Origin of the sequence: Deinococcus sp. Arct2-2 (genome assembly GCF_004801315.1) — a bacterium.
Lineage (GTDB): Bacteria > Deinococcota > Deinococci > Deinococcales > Deinococcaceae > Deinococcus.
Genome location: NZ_SSNW01000015.1, coordinates 21110 through 41369, shown reverse-complemented (window position 1 = coordinate 41369; position 20260 = coordinate 21110). Strand labels below are relative to the sequence as shown.

Annotated in this window: 19 protein-coding genes and 1 tRNA gene; 10 read left to right on the top strand and 10 right to left on the bottom strand. The window is 62.2% G+C overall.

The features are described 5' to 3' along the window. Nucleotides 1-67 precede the first annotated feature (67 nt). The 3 genes from E7T06_RS08805 to E7T06_RS08795 all read right to left on the bottom strand — a co-directional run bounded on the left by E7T06_RS08805 (nucleotide 68) and on the right by E7T06_RS08795 (nucleotide 1856). Entirely contained in the window at nucleotides 68-964 is an 897-nt protein-coding gene (locus E7T06_RS08805) for an ROK family protein (RefSeq protein ID WP_136365468.1), read from the bottom strand. Nucleotides 965-1062: 98 nt separating this feature from the next. Next, nucleotides 1063-1353, bottom strand: a complete 291-nt coding sequence (locus E7T06_RS08800; RefSeq protein WP_136365467.1) for a hypothetical protein — start codon at nucleotides 1351-1353, stop codon at nucleotides 1063-1065. Next, nucleotides 1350-1856 (bottom strand): thioesterase family protein, encoded by a 507-nt coding sequence (locus tag E7T06_RS08795; RefSeq protein WP_136365466.1) that lies wholly within the window; start codon nucleotides 1854-1856, stop codon nucleotides 1350-1352. The genes E7T06_RS08800 and E7T06_RS08795 overlap by 4 nt, the downstream gene beginning before the upstream one ends. Before the next feature lie 119 nt (nucleotides 1857-1975). On the opposite strand from E7T06_RS08795, the gene E7T06_RS08790 reads away from it, so the two are divergent. After that, on the top strand, nucleotides 1976-2458 hold the full coding sequence (locus E7T06_RS08790; RefSeq protein ID WP_240740926.1) for a cell division protein FtsB: 483 nt from the start codon (nucleotides 1976-1978) through the stop codon (nucleotides 2456-2458). Between the two features lie 131 nt (nucleotides 2459-2589). Continuing rightward, nucleotides 2590-2910 (top strand): divalent-cation tolerance protein CutA, encoded by a 321-nt coding sequence (gene cutA / locus E7T06_RS08785; RefSeq protein ID WP_136365465.1) that lies wholly within the window; start codon nucleotides 2590-2592, stop codon nucleotides 2908-2910. Between the two features lie 68 nt (nucleotides 2911-2978). Here the strand turns inward: cutA and E7T06_RS08780 are convergent. Further along, nucleotides 2979-3054: transfer RNA gene (locus E7T06_RS08780), tRNA-Trp, on the bottom strand. 110 nt (nucleotides 3055-3164) lie between these two features. Further along, nucleotides 3165-3386 carry a hypothetical protein gene (locus E7T06_RS08775; protein WP_136365464.1) on the bottom strand — a complete coding sequence of 74 codons (222 nt, stop codon included), beginning with the start codon at nucleotides 3384-3386 and terminating at the stop codon, nucleotides 3165-3167. 149 nt (nucleotides 3387-3535) lie between these two features. Between E7T06_RS08775 and E7T06_RS08770 the strand changes: the two genes are divergently transcribed. The 4 genes from E7T06_RS08770 (at nucleotide 3536) to E7T06_RS08755 (ending at nucleotide 6910) form a co-directional block, all read left to right on the top strand. Next, nucleotides 3536-4111 carry a bifunctional precorrin-2 dehydrogenase/sirohydrochlorin ferrochelatase gene (locus E7T06_RS08770; protein ID WP_136365463.1) on the top strand — a complete coding sequence of 192 codons (576 nt, stop codon included), beginning with the start codon at nucleotides 3536-3538 and terminating at the stop codon, nucleotides 4109-4111. After that, complete coding sequence (gene hemA / locus E7T06_RS08765) at nucleotides 4108-5226, top strand: glutamyl-tRNA reductase (RefSeq protein ID WP_136365462.1); 1119 nt, start codon at nucleotides 4108-4110, stop codon at nucleotides 5224-5226. The genes E7T06_RS08770 and hemA overlap by 4 nt, the downstream gene beginning before the upstream one ends. Before the next feature lie 347 nt (nucleotides 5227-5573). After that, entirely contained in the window at nucleotides 5574-6455 is an 882-nt protein-coding gene (locus E7T06_RS08760; RefSeq protein WP_136365461.1) for a folate-binding protein YgfZ, read from the top strand. After that, entirely contained in the window at nucleotides 6455-6910 is a 456-nt protein-coding gene (locus E7T06_RS08755) for a hypothetical protein (RefSeq protein WP_136365460.1), read from the top strand. The genes E7T06_RS08760 and E7T06_RS08755 overlap by 1 nt, the downstream gene beginning before the upstream one ends. A 79-nt stretch (nucleotides 6911-6989) precedes the next feature. On the opposite strand, the gene E7T06_RS08750 is transcribed toward E7T06_RS08755, so the two are convergent. The 3 genes from E7T06_RS08750 to E7T06_RS08740 form a co-directional block, all read right to left on the bottom strand. Further along, entirely contained in the window at nucleotides 6990-8006 is a 1017-nt protein-coding gene (locus E7T06_RS08750; RefSeq protein WP_136365459.1) for an ABC transporter permease, read from the bottom strand. A gap of 1 nt (nucleotide 8007) precedes the next feature. After that, the gene (locus tag E7T06_RS08745) at nucleotides 8008-9030 is read right to left on the bottom strand and encodes an ABC transporter permease (RefSeq protein WP_136365458.1); all 1023 of its coding nucleotides are present in this window, start codon (nucleotides 9028-9030) and stop codon (nucleotides 8008-8010) included. 341 nt (nucleotides 9031-9371) lie between these two features. Beyond that, nucleotides 9372-11090, bottom strand: coding sequence for an ABC transporter substrate-binding protein (locus E7T06_RS08740; RefSeq protein WP_136365457.1), 1719 nt, complete (start codon nucleotides 11088-11090; stop codon nucleotides 9372-9374). Between the two features lie 266 nt (nucleotides 11091-11356). Between E7T06_RS08740 and E7T06_RS08735 the strand changes: the two genes are divergently transcribed. From E7T06_RS08735 to E7T06_RS08720, 4 genes are all read left to right on the top strand, one after another. After that, nucleotides 11357-12376, top strand: coding sequence for a D-alanine--D-alanine ligase family protein (locus tag E7T06_RS08735; protein WP_136365456.1), 1020 nt, complete (start codon nucleotides 11357-11359; stop codon nucleotides 12374-12376). A 114-nt stretch (nucleotides 12377-12490) separates the two neighbouring features. Further along, nucleotides 12491-13489 (top strand): extracellular solute-binding protein, encoded by a 999-nt coding sequence (locus tag E7T06_RS08730; RefSeq protein ID WP_136365455.1) that lies wholly within the window; start codon nucleotides 12491-12493, stop codon nucleotides 13487-13489. A 301-nt stretch (nucleotides 13490-13790) separates the two neighbouring features. Next, nucleotides 13791-15458, top strand: coding sequence for an iron ABC transporter permease (locus tag E7T06_RS08725; protein ID WP_136365454.1), 1668 nt, complete (start codon nucleotides 13791-13793; stop codon nucleotides 15456-15458). After that, nucleotides 15455-16537: an ABC transporter ATP-binding protein gene (locus E7T06_RS08720; protein WP_136365453.1), complete on the top strand. Its 1083-nt coding sequence runs from the start codon at nucleotides 15455-15457 to the stop codon at nucleotides 16535-16537. Before E7T06_RS08725 ends, E7T06_RS08720 begins: the two co-directional genes overlap by 4 nt. 133 nt (nucleotides 16538-16670) lie before the next feature. On the opposite strand, the gene E7T06_RS08715 is transcribed toward E7T06_RS08720, so the two are convergent. Both E7T06_RS08715 and odhB read right to left on the bottom strand, forming a co-directional pair. Next, nucleotides 16671-18503, bottom strand: a complete 1833-nt coding sequence (locus E7T06_RS08715; protein WP_136365452.1) for a C1 family peptidase — start codon at nucleotides 18501-18503, stop codon at nucleotides 16671-16673. Between the two features lie 350 nt (nucleotides 18504-18853). Further along, nucleotides 18854-20122 (bottom strand): 2-oxoglutarate dehydrogenase complex dihydrolipoyllysine-residue succinyltransferase, encoded by a 1269-nt coding sequence (gene odhB, locus E7T06_RS08710; RefSeq protein ID WP_136365451.1) that lies wholly within the window; start codon nucleotides 20120-20122, stop codon nucleotides 18854-18856. Nucleotides 20123-20260: the final 138 nt, after the last annotated feature.

The window sequence follows — 20260 nt, the reverse complement described above, 5'->3', positions numbered from 1 at the left end:
ATCTTGTTGAAGGCCCGCTCTCTTATCTTCTCCTACTGACTACTCACCACTTACCACTTACAGTTTTTCACCCATGCCGCGCTGCCAACGCTGCCCCGATGACCCCGGCATCTGTTCCCAATTGGGCGCGGCGAATGGTCACGGGTGCAAATCCGGCGGCGTACTCGTCGGCGGCCCGCTGCACGCCCTGAAAGAAATAATCTCCGACGCTGGCGACGCCGCCGCCCACCACGAACACTTCCGGGTCTATGGTTTTTTGCAGATCGGCCAGCGCGATGCCGATGTGCCGGAGCGCCTGCGCGATGATGCGGCGGGCGGCGGGGTGGCCCTGTTCGGCCAGTGTAAAGGCCTCGGCGGTGGATACGTCGCGGTTCAGGGCGTAACTGGCGTCGCGAGCAATGGCGGTGCCGCTGGCGACAGCTTCCAGCGCTCCGTCTAGGCCCGCACCGCTGACTGGGCCACCCGGCAAGGCCGTAATATGCCCGATTTCGCCCGCGATGCCGTGCCGCCCACGCCAAATCCGGCCGTTCAGGACGATGCCCGCGCCGATGCCCGTGCTGACGGTCACGTAGATGCTGCTTTCGGTGCCGCGTGCCGCGCCCATGTGGGCTTCGGCTAAGGCGGCAGCTTTGGCGTCGTTTTCCAAAATAATGCGCTGGCCGAGGCGGTCTCGCAGGCCATCTACCATCGGCACATCGGTAAAGCCGTAGATGTTGGGCGCGAACTTGACGCGGGTGCGGTCAGCATTCAGCGGGCCGGGAATGCCCACGCCGACCAAGCGGGCGTCGGGGTGCGCCGTCTGCAAATCCTGCACTTGGGTAGCAATAGCGTCCAGTACGGCTTCCCAGCCAGTTTCGGGCGTGGGCTGCACGTGGCGGCTGAGGAGTTGGTCGCCGCGCAGCACGCCCGTCGCAATTTTGGTGCCGCCGACATCTACGCCGATACTGACTTGTTCTGTGGTCATGGGGGTGCCTCCGGAAGACTAGGAATAGGGGTTGGGAAACGCTTGAGAAGATCGGTCAGCACTGTATCCCGGCTTCCCGAGTGACATGAACTCCCCGTCTATTCCTGCACGTCTTCTCCGTCTTCCGAATTCGCGCCCAGCAACTCCAGCGCCTCTTCCAGCATCACTTCGGGCACGTACAGGCCCACGTCGCCCATATAGCCTCCCGTTTCGATTTCTATGACCGGGCTGACCATCGCCCACTGAAACGGCGTGCGAATCACGCTGACCACGCCACCGTCCGATAAAGTACGCCGCCACCCTTCGGCCAACAGGCGCGGCAGGGTGTCGAGGCGCACCCACACGTCGCCCTGATACATCACGCGGTCCTCATAGCTGGCAGCGGTCATGGCTGCATCTCTGGGGGCTGAGTCTGTGCGGGGAAGGCCAGCAACTTGCCCAACTGTTCGCGCAGCACGGCGGGCAGCGGCGTAGGCTTCAGCGCCGTGTCTACCCGCACCTGCACTGTGCGGGCGTAGGTGCAGGGCACGCCGTCGGCGGTCACGCGGGACAGCAGCGTCCACGACGTATTGCCCAGCCGTTCTACCAGCGTTTCTACGAACACGTCTTGGCCCAGCCGAATTTCGCGTTGGTAGTCCAGTTCCAGCCGCGCAATCACCGAACGGTCTTCATCGTCGGGCACGCCCAGATCCCGCATCAGCAAAATGCGCGAGGTCTCTAGATACTGTACGTATACAGCGTTGTTGAGGTGGCCCATCGTGTCTATGTCGCCGTAGCGCATCTGGATTCCGGCTCGGTGCGCCCGCGCCCAATCGGGGGCTATGCCACTGGGCCGCGAAAAGGGATCACCGCGCCCGGTCTGGCTGTGCTGCGTGGTCTGGTGTGCCGTCATGCCCCCTAGTCTGACAGGCAGGCCGGGGATTGGGGCACGGGGCCTGCTCTACCGCCGCATAAGCCTCTGTTTCTTGCTGCTGTTTCTCACTGCTGGCACGCTATGCTGGCGGGCAAGATATGGACGCCGCGCCGCCCCCCACGCCCCCCACACCCGCGCCGGAACAGGTGGAGCCTGAGCAGTTTGTGCCCACCCTGCCTGACGACGACAGCACGGCGCTGGAGACCGATACCATCCCTGTCCCGCCGCGCCGCCGCACACTCGCGTCCCGTTGGCGCTCTGTACAGCGTTTGCCCGTCACACTGATGCTGGCAAGCCTGCTGGCGGGCCTCGGCATCGTGCAACTGAGCTTCCAGTTGGGTCTGATCGCCTACCGCACCACCACTTGGACGCAGGAAACCAACGCCACCCAGAGCCGGGTGCGCGGCCTAGAAAGTGACGTGAAGGTGCTGCAAGACGCCGCACGCTCGGCCAGCGATCCCAGTTACCTAGAGCAGTTGGCCCGCTGTCAGGGCTTCGTGGGGGCCAAAGAAACCGTCGTGGTTTCCCCCACCGCCGCGGGAACCTACAGTGACAACTGCACCGCACGCCGTTTACCCTAACCGGACTGTCTGCAGAAACCTGCAAATTGCTGCTTAAGCTGAACCATAGGTCATGAAACTGTAAGAAACTGCACACCTCGGTGCATTTCCTCACTGCCTCCCCCCTAACGGCGGCGTATGCTGACCGGCGTATGTCACTTGTCGTTCTGGTAACTGTTCCCCCCGAACGCGCACATGAACTGGCCCGCACCTTGGTTGCCGAGCGCCTCGCCGGGTGCGTCAACGTGGTGGGCGGCCTTCATAGCGTGTACCGCTGGCAGGGCGACGTGGTGGAAGACCCCGAGACCCTGCTGATGATCAAAACCACTGGGGAGAGGTACCCCGAACTCGAAGCCCGCATCAAGTCGCTGCACCCCTACGAAGTGCCGGAAATCATCGCTCTGCCCTTTGACCGCGCCCTGCCCGAATTTCAGATGTGGCTGAGGGACGCGCTGGAGCCGTCGCATAGTTAGGAGATCGGCAGCAAACACCCCCCGCCCTGTGCTGAAGGCGGGGGGTGTTTGCTGTGAAACTTCTGTGATGGCGGGCCCTGCAGGACTTGAACCTACGACCCTCGGTTTTGGAGACCGATGCTCTACCAACTGAGCTAAGAACCCATCAAGCGTGCTGCCGCTTACGCAGGGGCGCAAACAGGCCCACGCAGAGTACCAGAGGAAGGCCGGACGTGCAAGGGTAGAACTGCTCTGCCGATTGGCCTACTGCGCGGTTACAGCACCCCGCCGCCCAGCATCAGGCGCAGTACGCCGATGGCGGCCACCACTGCACTGAGGGTCACGGCTCCCCGGTCTCGGCCCAGCGCCCCGAAGATCAGACCCAGCACGGCGGGCGGCAACACGAATAGCCAGTTTAGCCAGCCGAAAAAGGGCAATAAACCTAAAAGTAAACCCAGCGCGGCCAGAATGCCGAAGATCAAAGACAGGACTCTCATAGAGGCCACTACGCGGAGGCGGCGGAAAAGGTTGCTGACGCGGGACGACGAATGAGACTCGAATGCTGTCCAGATCGACTCTATTCCGGCACAGGCTTACCGCTCGGTAGGGGACGCCTGCCCCGGCCACAGGCGCTATTCTGCACAGCGTGAGTGTGCTGCTGCCTGTGTTTCTAGACCTGCAAGGAGAATCTGCTTTGGTGGTGGGTGGCGGCGCGGTGGCCCTGCGCCGGGTAGCAACGTTGCTCGAAGCGGGCCTGAACGTGACGGTAGTTGCGCCCGAACTTCACCCCGACTTTGCCAAGATGAGCGTGCAGACCGCGCAACGCGCTTATCACGCCAGCGACTCGGCGGGGCAGCGAGTCGTGGTGGCCGCCACCGATAGCCCAGCCGTGAACGACGCCGTAACAGCCGATGCGCGGGACGCAGGCGCACTGGTCAACCACGCAGGCAACGCGGGGCAAGGCTCGCTGAGGTTTGCGGCCACCACCACGCGGGCAGGTGTGCAGGTGGCGGTGTCCAGCGGGCGCGAATTGCCGATGCTGACGCAAGCCTTGACGGAACGAATCGCGGAACTGTTGCCCACACAGGCACAGCTTGACGGCTGGACGGCGCGGCGCGAAGAAGCCGTGACGTTGAAGCCCGACGCCAAAGCCGCAGCGTTGGCCGAGTTGCGGGCCGAGATTCGGGCTGGCGTGGGTTTGCAAGATCGGGGAGCCGCATGACGCTGGCTTGCCCCACCGCCCGCGCATTGTTGGCGCAGCCACACGCGCCGCACCCCACGCCGCTGGATTTTGCAGTGGTAGGCCTGAATCACCAGACTGCGCCCATAGAAGTGCGTGAACGGGCAGCGGTGCGGGCCTCCGAGGAAGAGGCAATTCTGGGCCACTTGTCGCTGCACGCCCGCGAAGTGATGTTGCTGGCGACCTGCAACCGCACCGAGGTCTACCTTGCCGGAGTGCTGGGCGACCCGGTGGCCGCCTTCGAGGGCGCTTGGGGACATGCGCTGGCCTCTCATTTGTACGTGTACCGGGGCGAAGAAGCGGTGGCCCATCTGTACCGGGTGGCGGCGGGCCTCGACAGCTTGGTCATCGGAGAAACCCAGATTCAGGGCCAAGTGAAACGGGCTTGGCAGGCCGCCCATGCGCAGGGCTTGGCCGGAACGCTGATGAACAAAGTGGCGCAGGGAGCTTTGGCCGCAGGCAAGCGCGTCCGTACCGATACGGGCTTGTCTGACCGTGTGGTAAGCGTGTCGAGCGCCGCTGTAGAACTGGCCGAAGCCACGCTGGGCGACTTGACGCACCGCACCGCCCTGATCTTGGGTGCAGGCGAAACCGCCGAGCTGACCCTGACGCACCTGCGGGCCGCCGGAGTAAAAGACGTGATCGTGGTGAACCGCACCGCCGAACGCGCCCGCGCACTGGCTGAGCGGGTGGGGGGCCGGGCCTGTGCCGCCGAATACCTACACGAAGTCTTGCCCGAGGCCGATGTGGTCATTGCCTCCAGCAGCGCCCCGCATTATGTGCTGCACGGCAGCGGCGTGCGCGAGGCATTGCAAGACCGGCAGGGCCGCCCCATGCTCCTCATAGACATCAGCGTGCCGCGCATCCTGTCGCCCGATATTGCCGACGTGCCGGGCGCACACCTGAGTAATCTTGACGACTTGACAGCAGTGGTGAACCGCAACCTAGAGGGCCGCCGCGCCGCCTTGCCCTACGCCGACGCCCTGCTACGCGAAGCCAGCGCCGATCTGTACCGCTGGCACCTGACGCGGGAAGCGCAGCGGGAATTGGCAGGGCGGCAACGGGCGGGGCAGGAATTGGCTGTTGCCAGCGACTGAGAAGACTGGTCTAAAAGTCTAGGGTCTAAGGGCGTGCGGCGTTATTGATTTTTGACTCGCTTGGCAAGACTTTGAGGCGACTGAGGTGAAAGGTGAACCCCCCCGTTGCTGGCGCAACGCCCCCCCTTAAAGGGGAGGACAAGTGCTGTTGCGCTCCCCTTGAGGGGGCTGGCTACGAACTGGCACAGCTCCGAAGGAGAGCAGACTGGGGGGTTCGCCCAGAATCGTCAACTCTGAAGCCTGACCAAGATCAAAAACCATCAGACGGTGATGAGCTCTGCAGGATTCAATAACAGCACACCCACCCACCACTATCCACTTCCCCTTTTTGCCCTACCCTAACTCCCATGTGGACAAAGATTCCTTCTGGCGGACTGCGGATTACCGGGGCAGACCGGGTTGATTTTGTGCAGGGCCAGATGACGGGCGACCTGCGCGGCGCACCTACGCCGGGGCTGGTGGCCTGCACCTTTCTGAATGTGCGCGGCCAAATCGAAACCTTTGCGCGGGCCTACCGCCGCACCGACGACGTGTATTTGCACGTGGATACAGAACAGGCGGAAGCCTTGGCCGCCCGCTTAAAGCGCTACATTATTTTCGATCAGGTGGAAGTGAAGGACGTGTCGGAGGACTTGCGGTGCGTGCATGTGTGGCCGGGGGCAGCTGTAGACGGTTGGAATGCGGTAGGCCCGGACGTGCAAACCTTTGAACTGGGAGGCGGCGTGGTGCTGATAGGCCGCGTGAACCGCACAGGCGCGGCGGGCCTCGATTTGCATTACCTCACCCGGCATGAGGCGGCGGTGCTGGCCGCACTGGACGGCGAGGAAACCCCGTTGGCCGGACTGGACGCCGCCCGGATCGCCGCTGGCATTCCCGATATTGCCCGCGACGGTTTTTCGGGCACGCTGCCGCAAGAAGTCGGGCTGGATGTGGGCGGCCCGCTGCCTGCCATCAGCTACCGCAAAGGCTGTTATGTGGGCCAAGAAATTATGGCGAGGCTGGAAGCTCGCGGCAACACGCGCTACCACTTGGCAAGACTAGAGGGCGAAAGCTTGCCACGCGGCGCAGACATTCTGCACAGCGGCAAGGTGGTGGGGCAAACGGGCCTGAATGCAGGCGGTTTCAGCTTGGTGCGGCTGCGTAAGGAAGTGGCAGACGGCATAGAGGTGGAAGTGGACGGCCTGCCCGCCACCGTGCAGCTCCTCAACCCCGTACCGCACACACCCTGATGCTGAAAGCTTTGGCCCAAGACCTCAGCAGCGGGCAAGGGGCCGACATGCTGCGGGCCGCCCGCCGCGCTTATGCGTTGGCCTTTGCGGTGTTGGCCGCGCCGGGGCTGCCACTGGGGGCGCTGTATCTGCTCACGCGGCCCACTGCCACCCCGCCTGCCGGAATCGTGGGCATGGTGGCAGTGGCGCTGCTGCTGGCCTGCGCCGCGCTGTATCTGGCCCGCCGCGCCGCCCGTGATCCTTTGCTGCCCCCGCGCCGTACCGCCCTCAGCGCCGCAATGCAGGCCGGAACTGCCCCCGCCGTACCGTTTCTGATCGGCTGTGCCACCTTCTCGCAACCTGCTGTTACGGCGGGCCTGTGGGTGCTGGCCGCCGTGCTGTACGCGTTGGCGTGGCGACTCATCGCGGGGTGGATGGGATCGGCTGCGGATGGGCAATCAAACTCTGAGCAATAAACCCCGTACCAACACAACGCCCCCGCCGTCAACATGACAAGCGGGGGCGGATTTGTCTGGTGTTCAGACGAGGAACGACTCAGCGGCTCTTGGGATCAAGGGCGTCGCGCAGGCCGTCACCAAAGAGGTTGAAGGCGAGGCTGAAGGTGATGATGAACGCGGCGGGATACGCCAGCACGTACCAGTATTCAGGCTTCAACCAAGCGCGGGAAAATTCCACGAGCTGGCCCCATTCTGCGTAGCCGCTCTCGAAGCCGAGGCCGAGGAACGACAGCGCCGCGACACTGAGGGGCACCGTTGCCAAGTCCAGCACCGCCAATGTGAGGACGCTGGCGACGCTGTTGGGCACCACATGTTGCAAAATCAGGCGCATATCGCGTGCGCCCATGCTGCGGGCGGCGTCTACGTATTCCAGTTGACGGGTTCGCAGCACGTCGCCGCGTACCACACGGGCGTACCCGGCCCAGCCCGCGATACAGAACGACACGATAATGGGGACCGTCGGATCGCCGCCCGGATTTCCGGCCCGCAAGATGGTCAAGATGACCACCGTCAGAATCAAGGACGGCAGCGCAAACAGTACGTCGATAAACCGCTGAATCAGATTGTCGACCCAGCCGCCGTAATAGCCGCTGATGGCCCCGATGACGATGCCCACCGTCAATGTGATCGCCACGATGATGAACGACATTTTCAGCGCCGTGCGCGTGCCCCAGATCAGGCCGTAGAAGATGTTGTAGCCGTTGACGGTTCCAAAGGGGGCCGCTGCATCCGGAACGGTAGGTTGCTGGGCAAACGACAGGCGCTCGGTTTTGTAGCAGGTTTTGGGCGGAACGAAAATAGAGCGCCAGAAGGCCCCGCTCGCCGGGTTGTACACCTGATTGGCACTGGTGATGTTCAGGTCACGCAGGCAGTCGCCGCTGGGTTTGGCGATCAGGGGTGCAAACAAGGCGATCAGGCTAAACATCAGGGTGATGACGAGGCCTGTGATGGCTAGCGGGTTACGGCGTAGCTTGCGAACGGCTGGCCCCGTCCAGAACAGTTGCCATTTGCTGCGGCCAGCGGTGGGGTTGGTCAGGGTAGGAATGGTCGTCATATCAGTCAAACCTCACGCGGGGATCGACCACGCCGTACAAAATATCGACAACGGTGCTGACCAGAACCACGATGAGCGCCGACAGCAGCGCGAAGCCCAGCACCGCCGACAGGTCAAAGCGTAGGGCGGCCTGCACAACCCACTGGCCCACACCGGGGTAGGCGAAGATGGTTTCGGTGATCAGAGACCCCGACATCAGGCCGATGATGAGAAAGCCGCCCAGCGTGACGATACTGAGCAGGGCGTTGCGGCGGGCGTGCTTGTTGTTGACCACGCGGCTAGAGAGGCCTTTGGCACGGGCCGTCCGCACGTAATCGCTGGTCAGAGCTTCCAGCATGTTGTTTCTCATCACCTTGATGATGGTGGTCACGCTGACGATAGTAAGCGTCAGAGCGGGCAGGAACATATGCTGCAACACGTCCCACGCCACATCCCAGCGGCCATTGAGGGCGGCGTCTAGGCTCAGTAGCCCGGTGTAGCGCGTGAGGTCGCCCTTGCTGATTTCGTTGATGATATTGAGTTGTCCTGCGCCCGGCAGCCAGCCCAGATAACCGTAAAACACCGCCAGAAGTACGATGCCCAGCACAAATGTAGGCAGGCTGTAGCCCACGATAGTCAGCACCCGCAAAATCTGGTCGATGGCTTTATCTTTGTTCAGGGCGCTGAGTGTGCCCAGCCAAATCCCGATCAGCAAGATGGGCAGCGCGGTCACGAGGGTCAGTTCGATGGTGTTGGGTAGGCGCTCCTGAATGGTGGGAATCACGTCTTTACTGCTGGCCGTGGAATAACCCAAATCACCCTGAAGGGTCTTGCCGAGCCACTTGGCGTACTGAATCGGGAAGGGTTGGTCTAGGCCGCGTTCCCGGATGATCTGTTCTAAGCGGGCCGATTGTTGGTCACTGCGGATATAGGGGGCGGCCCGCTGCTGTGGGGTCAGCAGTTGGGTCAGGCCCACGATCAGGATAGACAGCACCAGCATGACCACTGGAACCTGAAGGAGACGGCGGATGATGAAAGTCAACATGGAAGCTTCAGCATAGCGGGGGCCTCTGTATGGAGGGAAGATAGGGTGGAAGGAAGGTGGAGGAAAGATGGAGCGGACAGTTCGGCCACACAGCCGGAACCGGTCACGCAGGCCAAGTCGCGCAAATCGACAGCGAATCTACAACAACTCGCCAAGCACAGGCCGATACAGCCTCAGAGACAAACGTGGCCTGATCTGAGAATCTTTACTCCTCAGCGCCCCAAAGCGGATGTGAGTTCCCCAAAGCAGGCACAGGAGTTAGGTGCAGGGATAGCCCACTCCGAAACAAAAGAGGCAGGGCGGCCCACGCACTGGGGCCGCCCCGCCCTCACCTCAGAGGGTTATTTCTTGCTCAAGTCCTTCCAAGCAGTGCCCAGCAGGAACGAGACCATCGGGTTGTAGTTGGCCTTGCTTGCGCCCACGAGGTTATCGCGGAAGAAGCTGTAGTTCACGCCCGCAGGAATCAGGACGAAGGGAGCCTGCTCGTAGGCGAGGTTGCCGACGAGGCTGTAGAGGCGGTTGCGCTCGGCGGGGTTCACGGTCTGGCGGGCAGCCTTCAGCCACTTGTCGGCTTGGGCGTTGTTCCAGTTCACGCGGGGGCTGTAAAAGCCGTCGCTGGCGTAGAAGGTGTACATGAAGTTATCAGGATCGGCGTAGTCAGGTGCCCATGCCAGCGAGATCAGGGCTTCCTTGCCGCTCTTGGAGTCGGCCAGCATTTCGCTCCACTGCTTTTCCTGAATGTTGATCTTGAACTTGGGGTTCAGGGCTTCGACGTTGCGCTTCAGGATTTCCATCTGGGTCTGTCCGGGCACGCTGGAAGCGCGGTAGTTGGCCGTCAGGGTGAAGCCGTTCTTCCAGACCTGTCCGCCGAAGGCCTTCTGGAAGTACGCTTTGGCCTGCGCCGCGTCGTACTTGTAGGTCTTCACTTTGGCGTTGTAGCCGGGGAAGGTGTCGGGAAGCAACATGGTGCGCTGTTTGCCCTTGCCCTTCTGCACGTCGGTAATGTACTGCTGGTAGTTGAAAGCGTAGCTGAAGGCGCGGCGCACGTTCACGTCGCTGAAGAAGTTGGCAGGAATGCCCTTGCCGTCCAGCTTGCCGCTGCCCAGCAACTTGGGATCACCGATTTTCTGGTTCAGGAACAAAGCGCCCGCAGCCGTGTTGGGCAGGTCGTCGACCCACACCACGCCGGACTTGCCTTTCAGCTGCACTTCGTCCACGGCACGTCCAGCGCCGTCGATCAGGTCGGCGTCGCCGCGCAGGAAGGCCTGCTGACGGGCCGCAAGCTCAGGCACCTTCTGGATGATGATGTTCTTGATGGCAGGCTTCTTGCCCCAGTAGCCGTCGAAGGCCACAGCAAGGAAGGTGTTGGCGTCGCGGCGCACGAACTTGTACGCGCCGGTGCCGCTCGGGGCTTTGTTCAGGGCGCTGTCGGTCAGGTCTTTGCCGACCCAAGTCTTCCAGTCGGCTTCCTTGCCGCTCCACTCGCCCAGCTTCACGGCCTGCTTGCTGTCCACGATGCTCTGGCCCGTGTAGGCCAGCTTGGCAAGGAAGGCAGGATCGACGTTGGGCAACGTGAACACCAGTTGTCCGGCGCTGTTGCACTCCACGGCCTTGTCGATGCGTGCCCAAGTGATGGTCTTGTCGTCGTTGGCGTTGGCCTGCGTGCCCAGCAGCGACTCGCTGATGAACCAGTTGCCGGACTCGGCGCTGTTGGTGACCAAGTTGCGCTCGAAGGAGTACTCGGCATCGGCGCAGACCATCGCGTTGCCGCTATGGAACTTCACGTTCTTGCGGAGGTCGAAGGCGTAGGTTTTGCCGCCGTTGCTGATCGTCCACTTGGTAGACAGCAAAGGCTCCAGTTGGGTCAGGCTGGCCCCTTTGTAGGTCAGCAAGGTTTCGTAGAGGTTTTCGACGATGGCACCGGAAGCCGTGTCGTAGGTGACGCCGGGATCGAGGGTGGGGATGTCGGAGCTGCTCTGGTACACGAAGGTGTCCTTGGGGGCAGCGGCGAAAGCGGTGCTGGCAATGAGCAGGGTGCTAAGGATTGCTAGTTTCTTCATTGGGCCTCCTGAAAGGCAGTGGGTTGGTACAGAACAACTCCAGTAGGAGCGGTCAAACGATCTGTTCCAAACACCGGTGTGGGGGTATGTCGTGCGGCATCATAGCGTAGGCCAAGTGGCGGATGTGTGAGGTCTTACAGGATGTTTCATCTGAAGGAAAAGTAAATCTTGGCGTGCCGCACAGCTTTTTTCGGGGAGTGCCGTGTGTAAGTTGCACATCTGCCGCCATCCACTCATCGGGAACGCGCCGTGTCATACTGCGACCCGTGAAAAAGCGCATTTTGCTGCTGGCAGGCGGTCAATCCGGGGAACATGAAGTGAGCTTGATGAGTGCGAAAAGCGTACTGGCCGCGCTGCCCCGCGATCAATTCGACGTGACGCCTGTGGTGATCAGCAAGCAGGGGCGCTGGCTGCCTCCCACCGACACGGCCCGCGCCCTCGAATCGGGCGTCAGCGCTCACGGCGGCGATCTGGTCTTGCACCGCGCCGCCAGTGCCGAAGGCTACGACGCCGTATTTCCGCTGCTGCACGGCCCGATGGGCGAAGACGGCACGATTCAGGGGTTGCTGACTCTGGCCGGAATTCCGTTTGTGGGCAGCGGCGTACTGGGGTCGGCGGTGAGCATGGACAAAGTGATGACCAAACAGGTGCTGGCCTCGGCGGGAGTGCCGCAAGTAGCGTGGGCACTGGCCCTGCGGCACGAATGGCGCAGCACGCCTGACGCGGTGCGGGTGCGGGCCTCCAATCTCGGCTTTCCCCTGTTCGTCAAGCCCGCCAATCTCGGCTCCAGCGTGGGCATCAGCAAAGTGAGCAGTGCGGGAGAGCTGGCTGCGGCGCTGGATTTGGCCTTTGGCCTAGACCGCCGCGTGATTTTGGAAGCCATGACCACCCACAAGCCGCGTGAGGTAGAAGTGGGCATTTTGGGCAACGATACGCCGATTGCTAGCCCAGTGGGAGAACTGCAATTCGACGCCGATTTTTACGACTACGACACCAAATACACCGAGGGCCGCGCCACCATGCACATTCCTGCACCGCTGCCGGGGGCTGTATCGGAGCGGGTGCGTGAGATCGCCCTGACTGCATTCCGGGCGCTGGACTGTGCAGGATTGGCCCGTGTGGACTTCTTCTATGTGGAGGAAACGGGCGAGTTGTTGCTGAACGAAGTGAACACCATGCCCGGATTTACCACCACGTCCATGTATCCCAAATTGTTCGAGGCAGGGGGCATCAGCTACAGCGAATTGGTGACGCGACTAGTAGGGCTGGCGTTGGAAAAGCGGTAAATGGGCATATAGGAAAGAGAGAAGCCACACCAGATTTGCCGTCCCCAAATCCCACATTCCCTGTTCGGGACATTCATCCCTTATTAATCCGACTGTTTTACTTAGGATTAGGCCATGAAGCTTGCCCTGATTGCCACCACCGCCCTGCTGCTGGCCGGAACCAGCGTTGCCCAGACCAACACCAGCCTGACCGTGTACTCGGGCCGCGCCAAAACCTTTGTCGACCCAGTCGTGCAGCAGTTTGAGAAGCAGACAGGCATCAAGGTGAATGTGCGCTACGGCACCGACGCGCAACTGGTAGCCGCCATTCGGGAAGAGGGCGCACGCAGCCCCGCCGACGTGTACTGGGGCAACTCGGTGGGCGCACTGGGCGAGTTGGCCGAAGACGGAAAGTTTGTGAAACTGGGCACGGCGCTGACCCGCAACGTATCGGACGACTACTTGCCCGACACGCGCACTTGGCTGCCCACCACCGTCCGCTTCCGGACACTGGCCTACAACACGGCTAAAATCAAGCCCGCCGACCTCCCCGACAGTGTGCTGGACTTGCCCAAGATGACCAGCCTCAAGGGACGCATCGGCTGGACGGTCAGCTACCCCAGCTTTCAGGACTTTTTGGCGGCCATGATTTCCAAATACGGCGAAGCGACGACCAAAACGTGGATCGAGGGCATGAAGGCGCTGCAACCCAAAGACTACAAAACCAGCAACGTGGGCATGCTGGAAGCGATGCGGGCCGGAGAAATCGACGTGGCCCTCACCAACCACTACTACATCCAGCGCGTCAACCGCCTGAGCTACCCCATCGAAACCTACTTCTTCAAGAACGGTGATATCGGTAACCTCGGCAACGCGACGGGCGCGGCCATCCTGAAGACCAGCAAGAACCAGCGGGCCGCCGTGCGCCTGCTTCAAGCACTGGTGGCCAAAGATGCCCAGACCTTCTTCCTGAGCGTGAACTTCGAATACCCCGTGATCGGCAACATTTTGCAGCCCACCACCATGCTGCCCTACGCCGACATCATCAAGCGCAGCCCCCGGATTGATCCTACCGTGCTGCCCAAGAACATCGAGAAGGCGCAAAAACTGTTGCGCGACGCCGGACTGCTGTAAAGGTTGTGGGTGGTGGTTTGTAGGAAAGACTGCCACCCCATCCTTTATTGATTCGTGCCTAGATTGGCGACACCTTCAATGCTCGCTGGCTCAACCCCCCCGTTGCTGCCGCAACGCCCCCCCTCAAGGGGAGGACAAGTGCTTTCGCGTTCCTCTTGAACGTTGCTGAGCCAAGTAGGGATCAATAAATTACGCGCGGCTCTGTCTTCTTTTAAGGACAGGGCCGCCCTCCGTATTCCCCGGTTCAGCGGGACATCCCGCCCCCATTCCCGACTAACCCGCTCTGATAGCTTAAATCCCTGTGACTTCCCGCCGCCCGCCCTTGTTGCTGCTGCTGCCCGCCGTATTTACGGTGCTGGGCGTATTGTTGCCGCTGGCCTACTTGGTGCTGCGGGCGTTTGGGGCAGAGGCAAGCGAACTGCGCGAAATCGTGTTCCGCACGCGCAATCTGGAACTGGCGGGCAATACATTGGGCCTTACGGCGGCGGTGCTGGCCTGCACTACAGCCGTCGCCTTGCCATTGGCCTTCCTCGCCACCCGCACTGATTTTCGGCCCCGGCGCTTGCTGTTGCTGCTGGGTGTGCTGCCGCTGGCAATTCCGGGGTACGTGGGTGCATACGCTCTGATTGCTGCCAGCGGATTCGGCGGCACGATTCAGGCCCTGACCGGCATCAACTGGCCGGGGCCGAGCGGATTTTGGGGGGTACTGGGCGTGCTGACGCTGTTTACCTTTCCGTACCTGTTTTTGAACCTGCATGCGGCGCTGCGGGCACAAGACCCGGCGCTGGAAGAAGCGGCGCGGCTGCTGGGGCGCACGCCGTGGCAAACTTTTTGGGCCGTGACCGTGCCGCACCTGCGCCCCGCGTGGCTGTCGGGGGCACTCCTGACCGGGCTGCACGTGCTGGGCGACTTCAGCGTGGTCAGCCTGATGCGCTATCCCACGTTCAGCGCGGCCATTTATCAGCAGTACACCGCCGCCTATGACCGCGTGTATTCGGCGTGGCTGGCGCTGCTGCTGCTGCTGCTTACCGCCTTCGTGCTGTGGCTGGAAGCCCGCCTGATGCGCGGCGTGTCCTTGTCGCGGGTGTCTCCGGGCGGGGCCCGGCAACCCGGTACGGTGCGGCTGGGCTGGGCGGTTGTTCCGGCGTGGGCGTTTGCGCTGACACTGGCGGGCGCGGCGTTGGTGGTGCCGCTGGGCACGGTGCTGTTTTGGCTCACCCGCGACTTTAATCCCGCAGCTTTGGCCGACTTATGGGTGGCCGCCCAGACCGCGCTGGGAGCCGCAGCGTTGGCCGCCGTGACCACCACGCTGCTGGCCTTTCCGCTGGCCTACATCGGCAGCCGCTATGGGCAGCACAGCCGCTGGGCACGCCTGACCGAGCGGGCCGCGTATTTGGGGTATGCCACGCCGCCGCTGGCGTTTGCGCTGGCCCTCGTGTTCTTTTCGTTGCAGGTCACGCCCAGCCTGTACCAAACCCTTCCGCTCCTCATTGCGGCCTACACGCTGCATTTTGTGGCCGAGGCGGTCGGCCCGATTCGCACCAGCCTGACCAAAGCCACCCCCCGGCTGGAGGAAGCGGCGCGGGTGCTGGGGCTGTCGCCGCTGCGGGCGCTGACGCGGGTCACGCTGCCGCTGATTCGTCCGGGGCTGTGGGTCAGCGCGGCCTTCGTGTTCCTGAGTGTCCTCAAGGAATTGCCGCTGACGCTGCTGCTCTCGCCCACCGGGTTCGATACGTTGGCCCGCAATGTCTGGACGTACACCGAAGAGGCCCAGTACGCCGCCGCCGCTCCCTACGCGCTGGCGTTGGCGCTCAGTGGGGCGCTGCTGACCTTGCTCATTTTGCGCCGCGAAACAGGCAGGGCAGAAACAGGCAAGGCAGAGCCGCAGGGCGAACAGACTTCGCCGCGCCGCCTGCCTCAAGTTGCCCCTGCCCCTCAAACTGACACCACGCAAGGAACCCCGCTATGACTGCCACCCTGGAACCCGTTCGGCCCATGCCCGCCGCGCAGCACGGCCCCCTCACCCTCACCGATCTGACCAAACGATACGCGCCGGGACTGCCCCCGGTGGTGGGCGGCTTGTCGCTGGAGGTGCGGGCCGGAGAACTGCTGACGCTGCTGGGGCCAAGCGGCTGCGGCAAAACCACCACCCTGCGCCTGATCGCCGGACTGGAGCAGCCCGACAGCGGCAGCATTCAAATTCTGGGCCGCTCTATGACCACGCCGTTCGTGCCGCCCGAGCGCCGGGGCGTGGGCCTCGTGTTCCAGGATTACGCGCTGTTTCCTCACCTGAACGTGTTGGGCAACGTGCTGTTCGGCCTGCGCCACTTGCCACGCACCCAACGCCTGTCCCGCGCTCAGGAGACGCTGGCTTTGGTGGGCCTCACCGTGTTCGCCTCGCGGATGCCGCATCAACTGAGCGGCGGGCAGCAACAGCGGGTAGCCTTGGCCCGTGCACTGGCTCCCCGCCCCGCCCTGCTGTTGCTGGATGAGCCCTTTTCCAATCTGGACGCCCAACTGCGTCACTCTACCCGCCAAGAAGTCCGGGCCATTTTGCGCCAGAGCAATACCACCGCCATTCTGGTCACGCACGATCAGGAAGAGGCGCTGGCCTTCAGTGACCGCCTTGTGCTGATGCGCGCCGGCCAAATAGAGCAAATCGGTACGCCGCAGGACGTGTACGCGGCCCCCCGGACTGCGTTCGTCGCCAACTTTTTGGGGCGCAGCAACCTCGTGTCGGGTATGGCCTCGGGAACAAGTGCCCGTACCGCGCTGGGCGTGCTGCCACTGATGCAGACCGCTTCCGGCTCCGTGCTGCTCAGCATCCGGGCCGAACATCTGGCCTTTTGCAGCGACACGGAAGGCGTAGAAGTGCGGATTCTTTCCCGCGAATTTCGGGGCCGCGATGCCAGCTACACCGTGCAACTCGGCAGCCAAGAACTGCTGATTCACGAGGCGGGCGGCCTGCTGAGGCTCGAAAACACCCTCGCCCATGTGCGGGTCACGCACGCGGCGACGGTGGTGCGAGAATTGGGCGGGCAGGCATAGCAATTCGGGAGCACCGGGTTGCCCTTGACCTTCCTTAGACCCTAGACCTTTAAACCGCCCTCCCACCCCCAACAAAGCCAGCCGGAAACGCTTCCCATACGTTTCCGGCTGCCGAGCAAAACCCTTGCTGAAACTAGAAGCTGCTCATATCCGAAGTCACGGCGTTGTTGGGCAGGTTGTACACGCCGTTGGTTTCTTGGTCTAGGAACGAATCGGGCAGGTAGGCGTAGCCGCCGTCGCCGAAGCCGCAGCCCCAAGAGTTCTTGATGATCCAGACGCCGGTGGGAAAGGTCATGTTGCCGAGGTTGATGAAATTGGCGAGCTTGACGTTATTGATGGTCACGCTGCCCGTGTTCACGTAGCCCACCAAGTGAACCGCGTGGCCGCCCCGGTAGTTTTGGCCGATCAGGTTCATGTTGGGCGTGCCCGCCGCGCCGATGGAGTCGAAGGCCGCGTCTACGCCGAAGCCCAGAACGAGTTGGTCTCCCCTATCCAGCATCTTTTTCATCATCAGGCGGCGGTATTCGCGGGTGACTTGCGTGGAATTAAAGGGCAGCGTGCCCAGCGAGTGCCAGACTTCGTTGCCTTTGGTGGGCCGGAAATTGAAGGCGGCGTTTTCCTGAATTTCCCATTCGGGCTTCCATGCACAGTTGTTGGTGCTGCCCTGACAGACCAGTTGCGCCTGCGCGGTGGTGTCGCTGCACGCCTGATCGGCGTAATTGGTACAGGAGTTCTTGAACTGCGTGATGGGTTTGTCGCCCCCCGGCAGCGTTTGGCGGCTGTAGCTGGGGTTGTACTTCCAGCGAATTTCGGTGGGAATCATGCGGCTACGATTCACGGCGTCGTCGTAGTCGCCCCAGCCCGCGCCGTCGCCCAGCACGCCATCGTCGCCGCGCAGCCAGTAGTAGGCGTACTGCTCCGACAGATTAAAGCGGGTCTTGATGCGCCGCGCGATCTGGCTTTCCAGTGCACTCACGAACCCGAAGGCCATGCAGGTGCCGCGCCGTCCCTGATTCTTGATGGTGGTGATAGAACCCAGATTGCCGCCGCGCATCTGCCCAAACAGCGCGTTGGTGGGCGTAAAACGGCACGCGCCATCGGTAGGGGTTTTGGTGAAGCCGTCTCCGAGTTCGCCCCCCGGCTGAGAGGGTGGCTGGCTGGGCTGCACGAGGTTGTCGAATTTCAGCAAGTCGGTGATGCTGGTGGCGACTTTCAGTTGCGCCGAGGACAGGCCAGCCGGGTTGAGGCGCTGAATCTGGGTTTGAGCAGTTTGAATCTGTGCGGTTTGAAGCTGCGTCGTCTGGAGCTGTGTGGTGGCAGTGATCCGGGTAGCGGCCCCGCTGGTAACAGCCACACGCGCCGTAGCGGGATTCGTCAGCACAGCGGCAGTTCCGGGCGCAGCAGTCTGGCTCAGCGTCCCCTCGTCCAGCCCAAACGAACGCAGAATCTCGGAGCGGTTCACGGCGGCTTTGGCTTCGGCGTCGGCCACGCTGCGGGCCACTGTATCGCGGCCAAACAACATGACTTCCTGTTGCTGGCCGTCGCGCAGATTCACGATGGCGGGCACGGTCAGTCCGGCGGGCAGTTTGAGGGTCATCCGGGCAATATCGGAGCGCAAGTCGGCCACGTTTGCCAACTGGTTGGTCAGCGCGAGGCTGCTGCGAATGTTGGCGTCGCGGGCCTGAATCCGGGCGGGCAACTCGTCCAGATTGAACTGGAACACGTTGGGAGCCTGCAAAGTCTTTTGAAACAAGGCGGGATCGAGTTGCAGCCGCGACAATTGCTGATTCTGAATGGTGATGGGTTGCAGTTGCAGGCGGTTCAGTTGCAACGTGTTCACGGTGTTGTTTTGGGCCGAAGCGGTGCAGGCCAGCGCCACCGTGAGGGCGGCCAACAGCGTTGTTCTAGCGGTCAGGCGGGTGTGCTGGGCGAATGAATAGACCGGACGGTTCGTATTCCCTTTCATGTAAACCCCTCCATCTGACACCGTGACACTTGTAAAGTTGTGGATGCGCGGTTCAGTGCAAGCATTACACACTGGGCCTCATGATCAACCCATGATCGGAAGGGGTACACCCATCAGGCGGGAATCAGTCAACTTAAGGAAAGGGAATTCGCACGTCTGACACGGAATAAAGTGAGTCCCGAAGATCTGCTGTTGCCCTCTCCACCTGTGGGAGAGGGGCGCTGCGAAGCAGCGGGGTGAGGGGGCCACCCAGCGGCGAACCTGCCTATGGCAAGGATTCAATTTAACCTCCCCAGAACACCAAAAAAAGCGCCCCAGCCGAAGCCAGAGCGCCTGTTTCAATCTTGAGATTAGAGTTCCAGCAGCATCCGGGCCGGGTCTTCAAGCAGATTTTTGATCATGACCAAAAACTGCACGGCTTCCTTGCCGTCGATGATGCGGTGATCGTAGCTGAGCGCGAGGTACATCATGGGCGCGATGACCACTTGACCGTTCTGGGCGATAGGCCGCTCGATGATGTTGTGCATGCCCAAAATGGCGCTTTGGGGCGAGTTGATGATGGGCGTACTCATCATGGAGCCGAAGGTGCCGCCGTTGGTGATGGAAAAGGTGCCGCCGCTCATATCGTCCATGGTCAGCTTCCCGTTCTTGGCTTTTTGGGCGTAGCCCGCGATTTCCTTTTCAATTCCGGCGAGGCTCATGGTGTCGGTGTCGCGCAGGATCGGCACAACCAGACCGCGCTCGGAGGCCACCGCGATGCCGATGTCATAAAAGCCGTGATAGATGATGTCTTTGCCGTCCACGCTGGCATTGACCACCGGGAAGGCTTTCAGGGCTTCGGTGGCGGCCCGCACGAACAGGCTCATAAAGCCCAGCTTGGTGCCGTGCTTGGCCACAAACTGATCCTGATACTTTTTCCGCAAGTCCATCGCGGGCTGCATGTTCACTTCGTTGAACGTGGTCAGGATCGCTGCCGTGTTCTGCACTTCCTTCAGGCGCTCGGAAATGCGCTGGCGGATGCGGGTCATGGGCACGCGCTGTTCGGTGCGGGGGCCGCTGGGAATGGGGGCGGCAGGGGCGGGCGTAGGCGCAGATGCAGCGGGGGCGCTTGCAGCAGCAGCGGGAGCAACGTTGGCAGTGCCAATCGCGCCTACAGCGTCAGCCTTGGTGATATTGCCTTTGGGGCCAGTAGCGGGAATTTGGGCCGGGTTCAGGTTATTTTCGACGACAACCTTCCGCACGGCGGGCGAGAGATCTTCGCGACGCTCGGGCATGCTGCTCTGGCTGTCGGGCTGACTGGCCGTGCCGCCCGCGCTGGTTTCGTTGGCTACCGGGCCAGCCGCCTGATCTGCGGCGGGGGCCGGAGTTGCTGCCGGAGCGCTGCCTGCCTCGCCCACCGTACCCAGCACTTCCTCGCTGAGTACGGTATCGCCCTCATTTTTCAGCACGCTTTGCAGCACGCCGTCTTGCTGGGCGGTGACTTCCAGCACCACCTTGTCGGTTTCGATCTCCGCGATGACCTCGCCGCGCCTCAGGGCGTCGCCGGGTTTCTTGTGCCACGTCAGCAGCGTACCTTCACTGACCGACTCACTAAAAACAGGAACCTTGATGTCTGCCATAATCTCACCCTTTATACCCCTCACAGGGCGTCTCTGAGGCGGGAACGGCAGGGCACACAATGCACGCAATGGCAAAAGCGGCGGCTGGGGCGGGAATCTCGGGGTCTGATTGTGTGAACATCTGCGCCACTGGCTTAG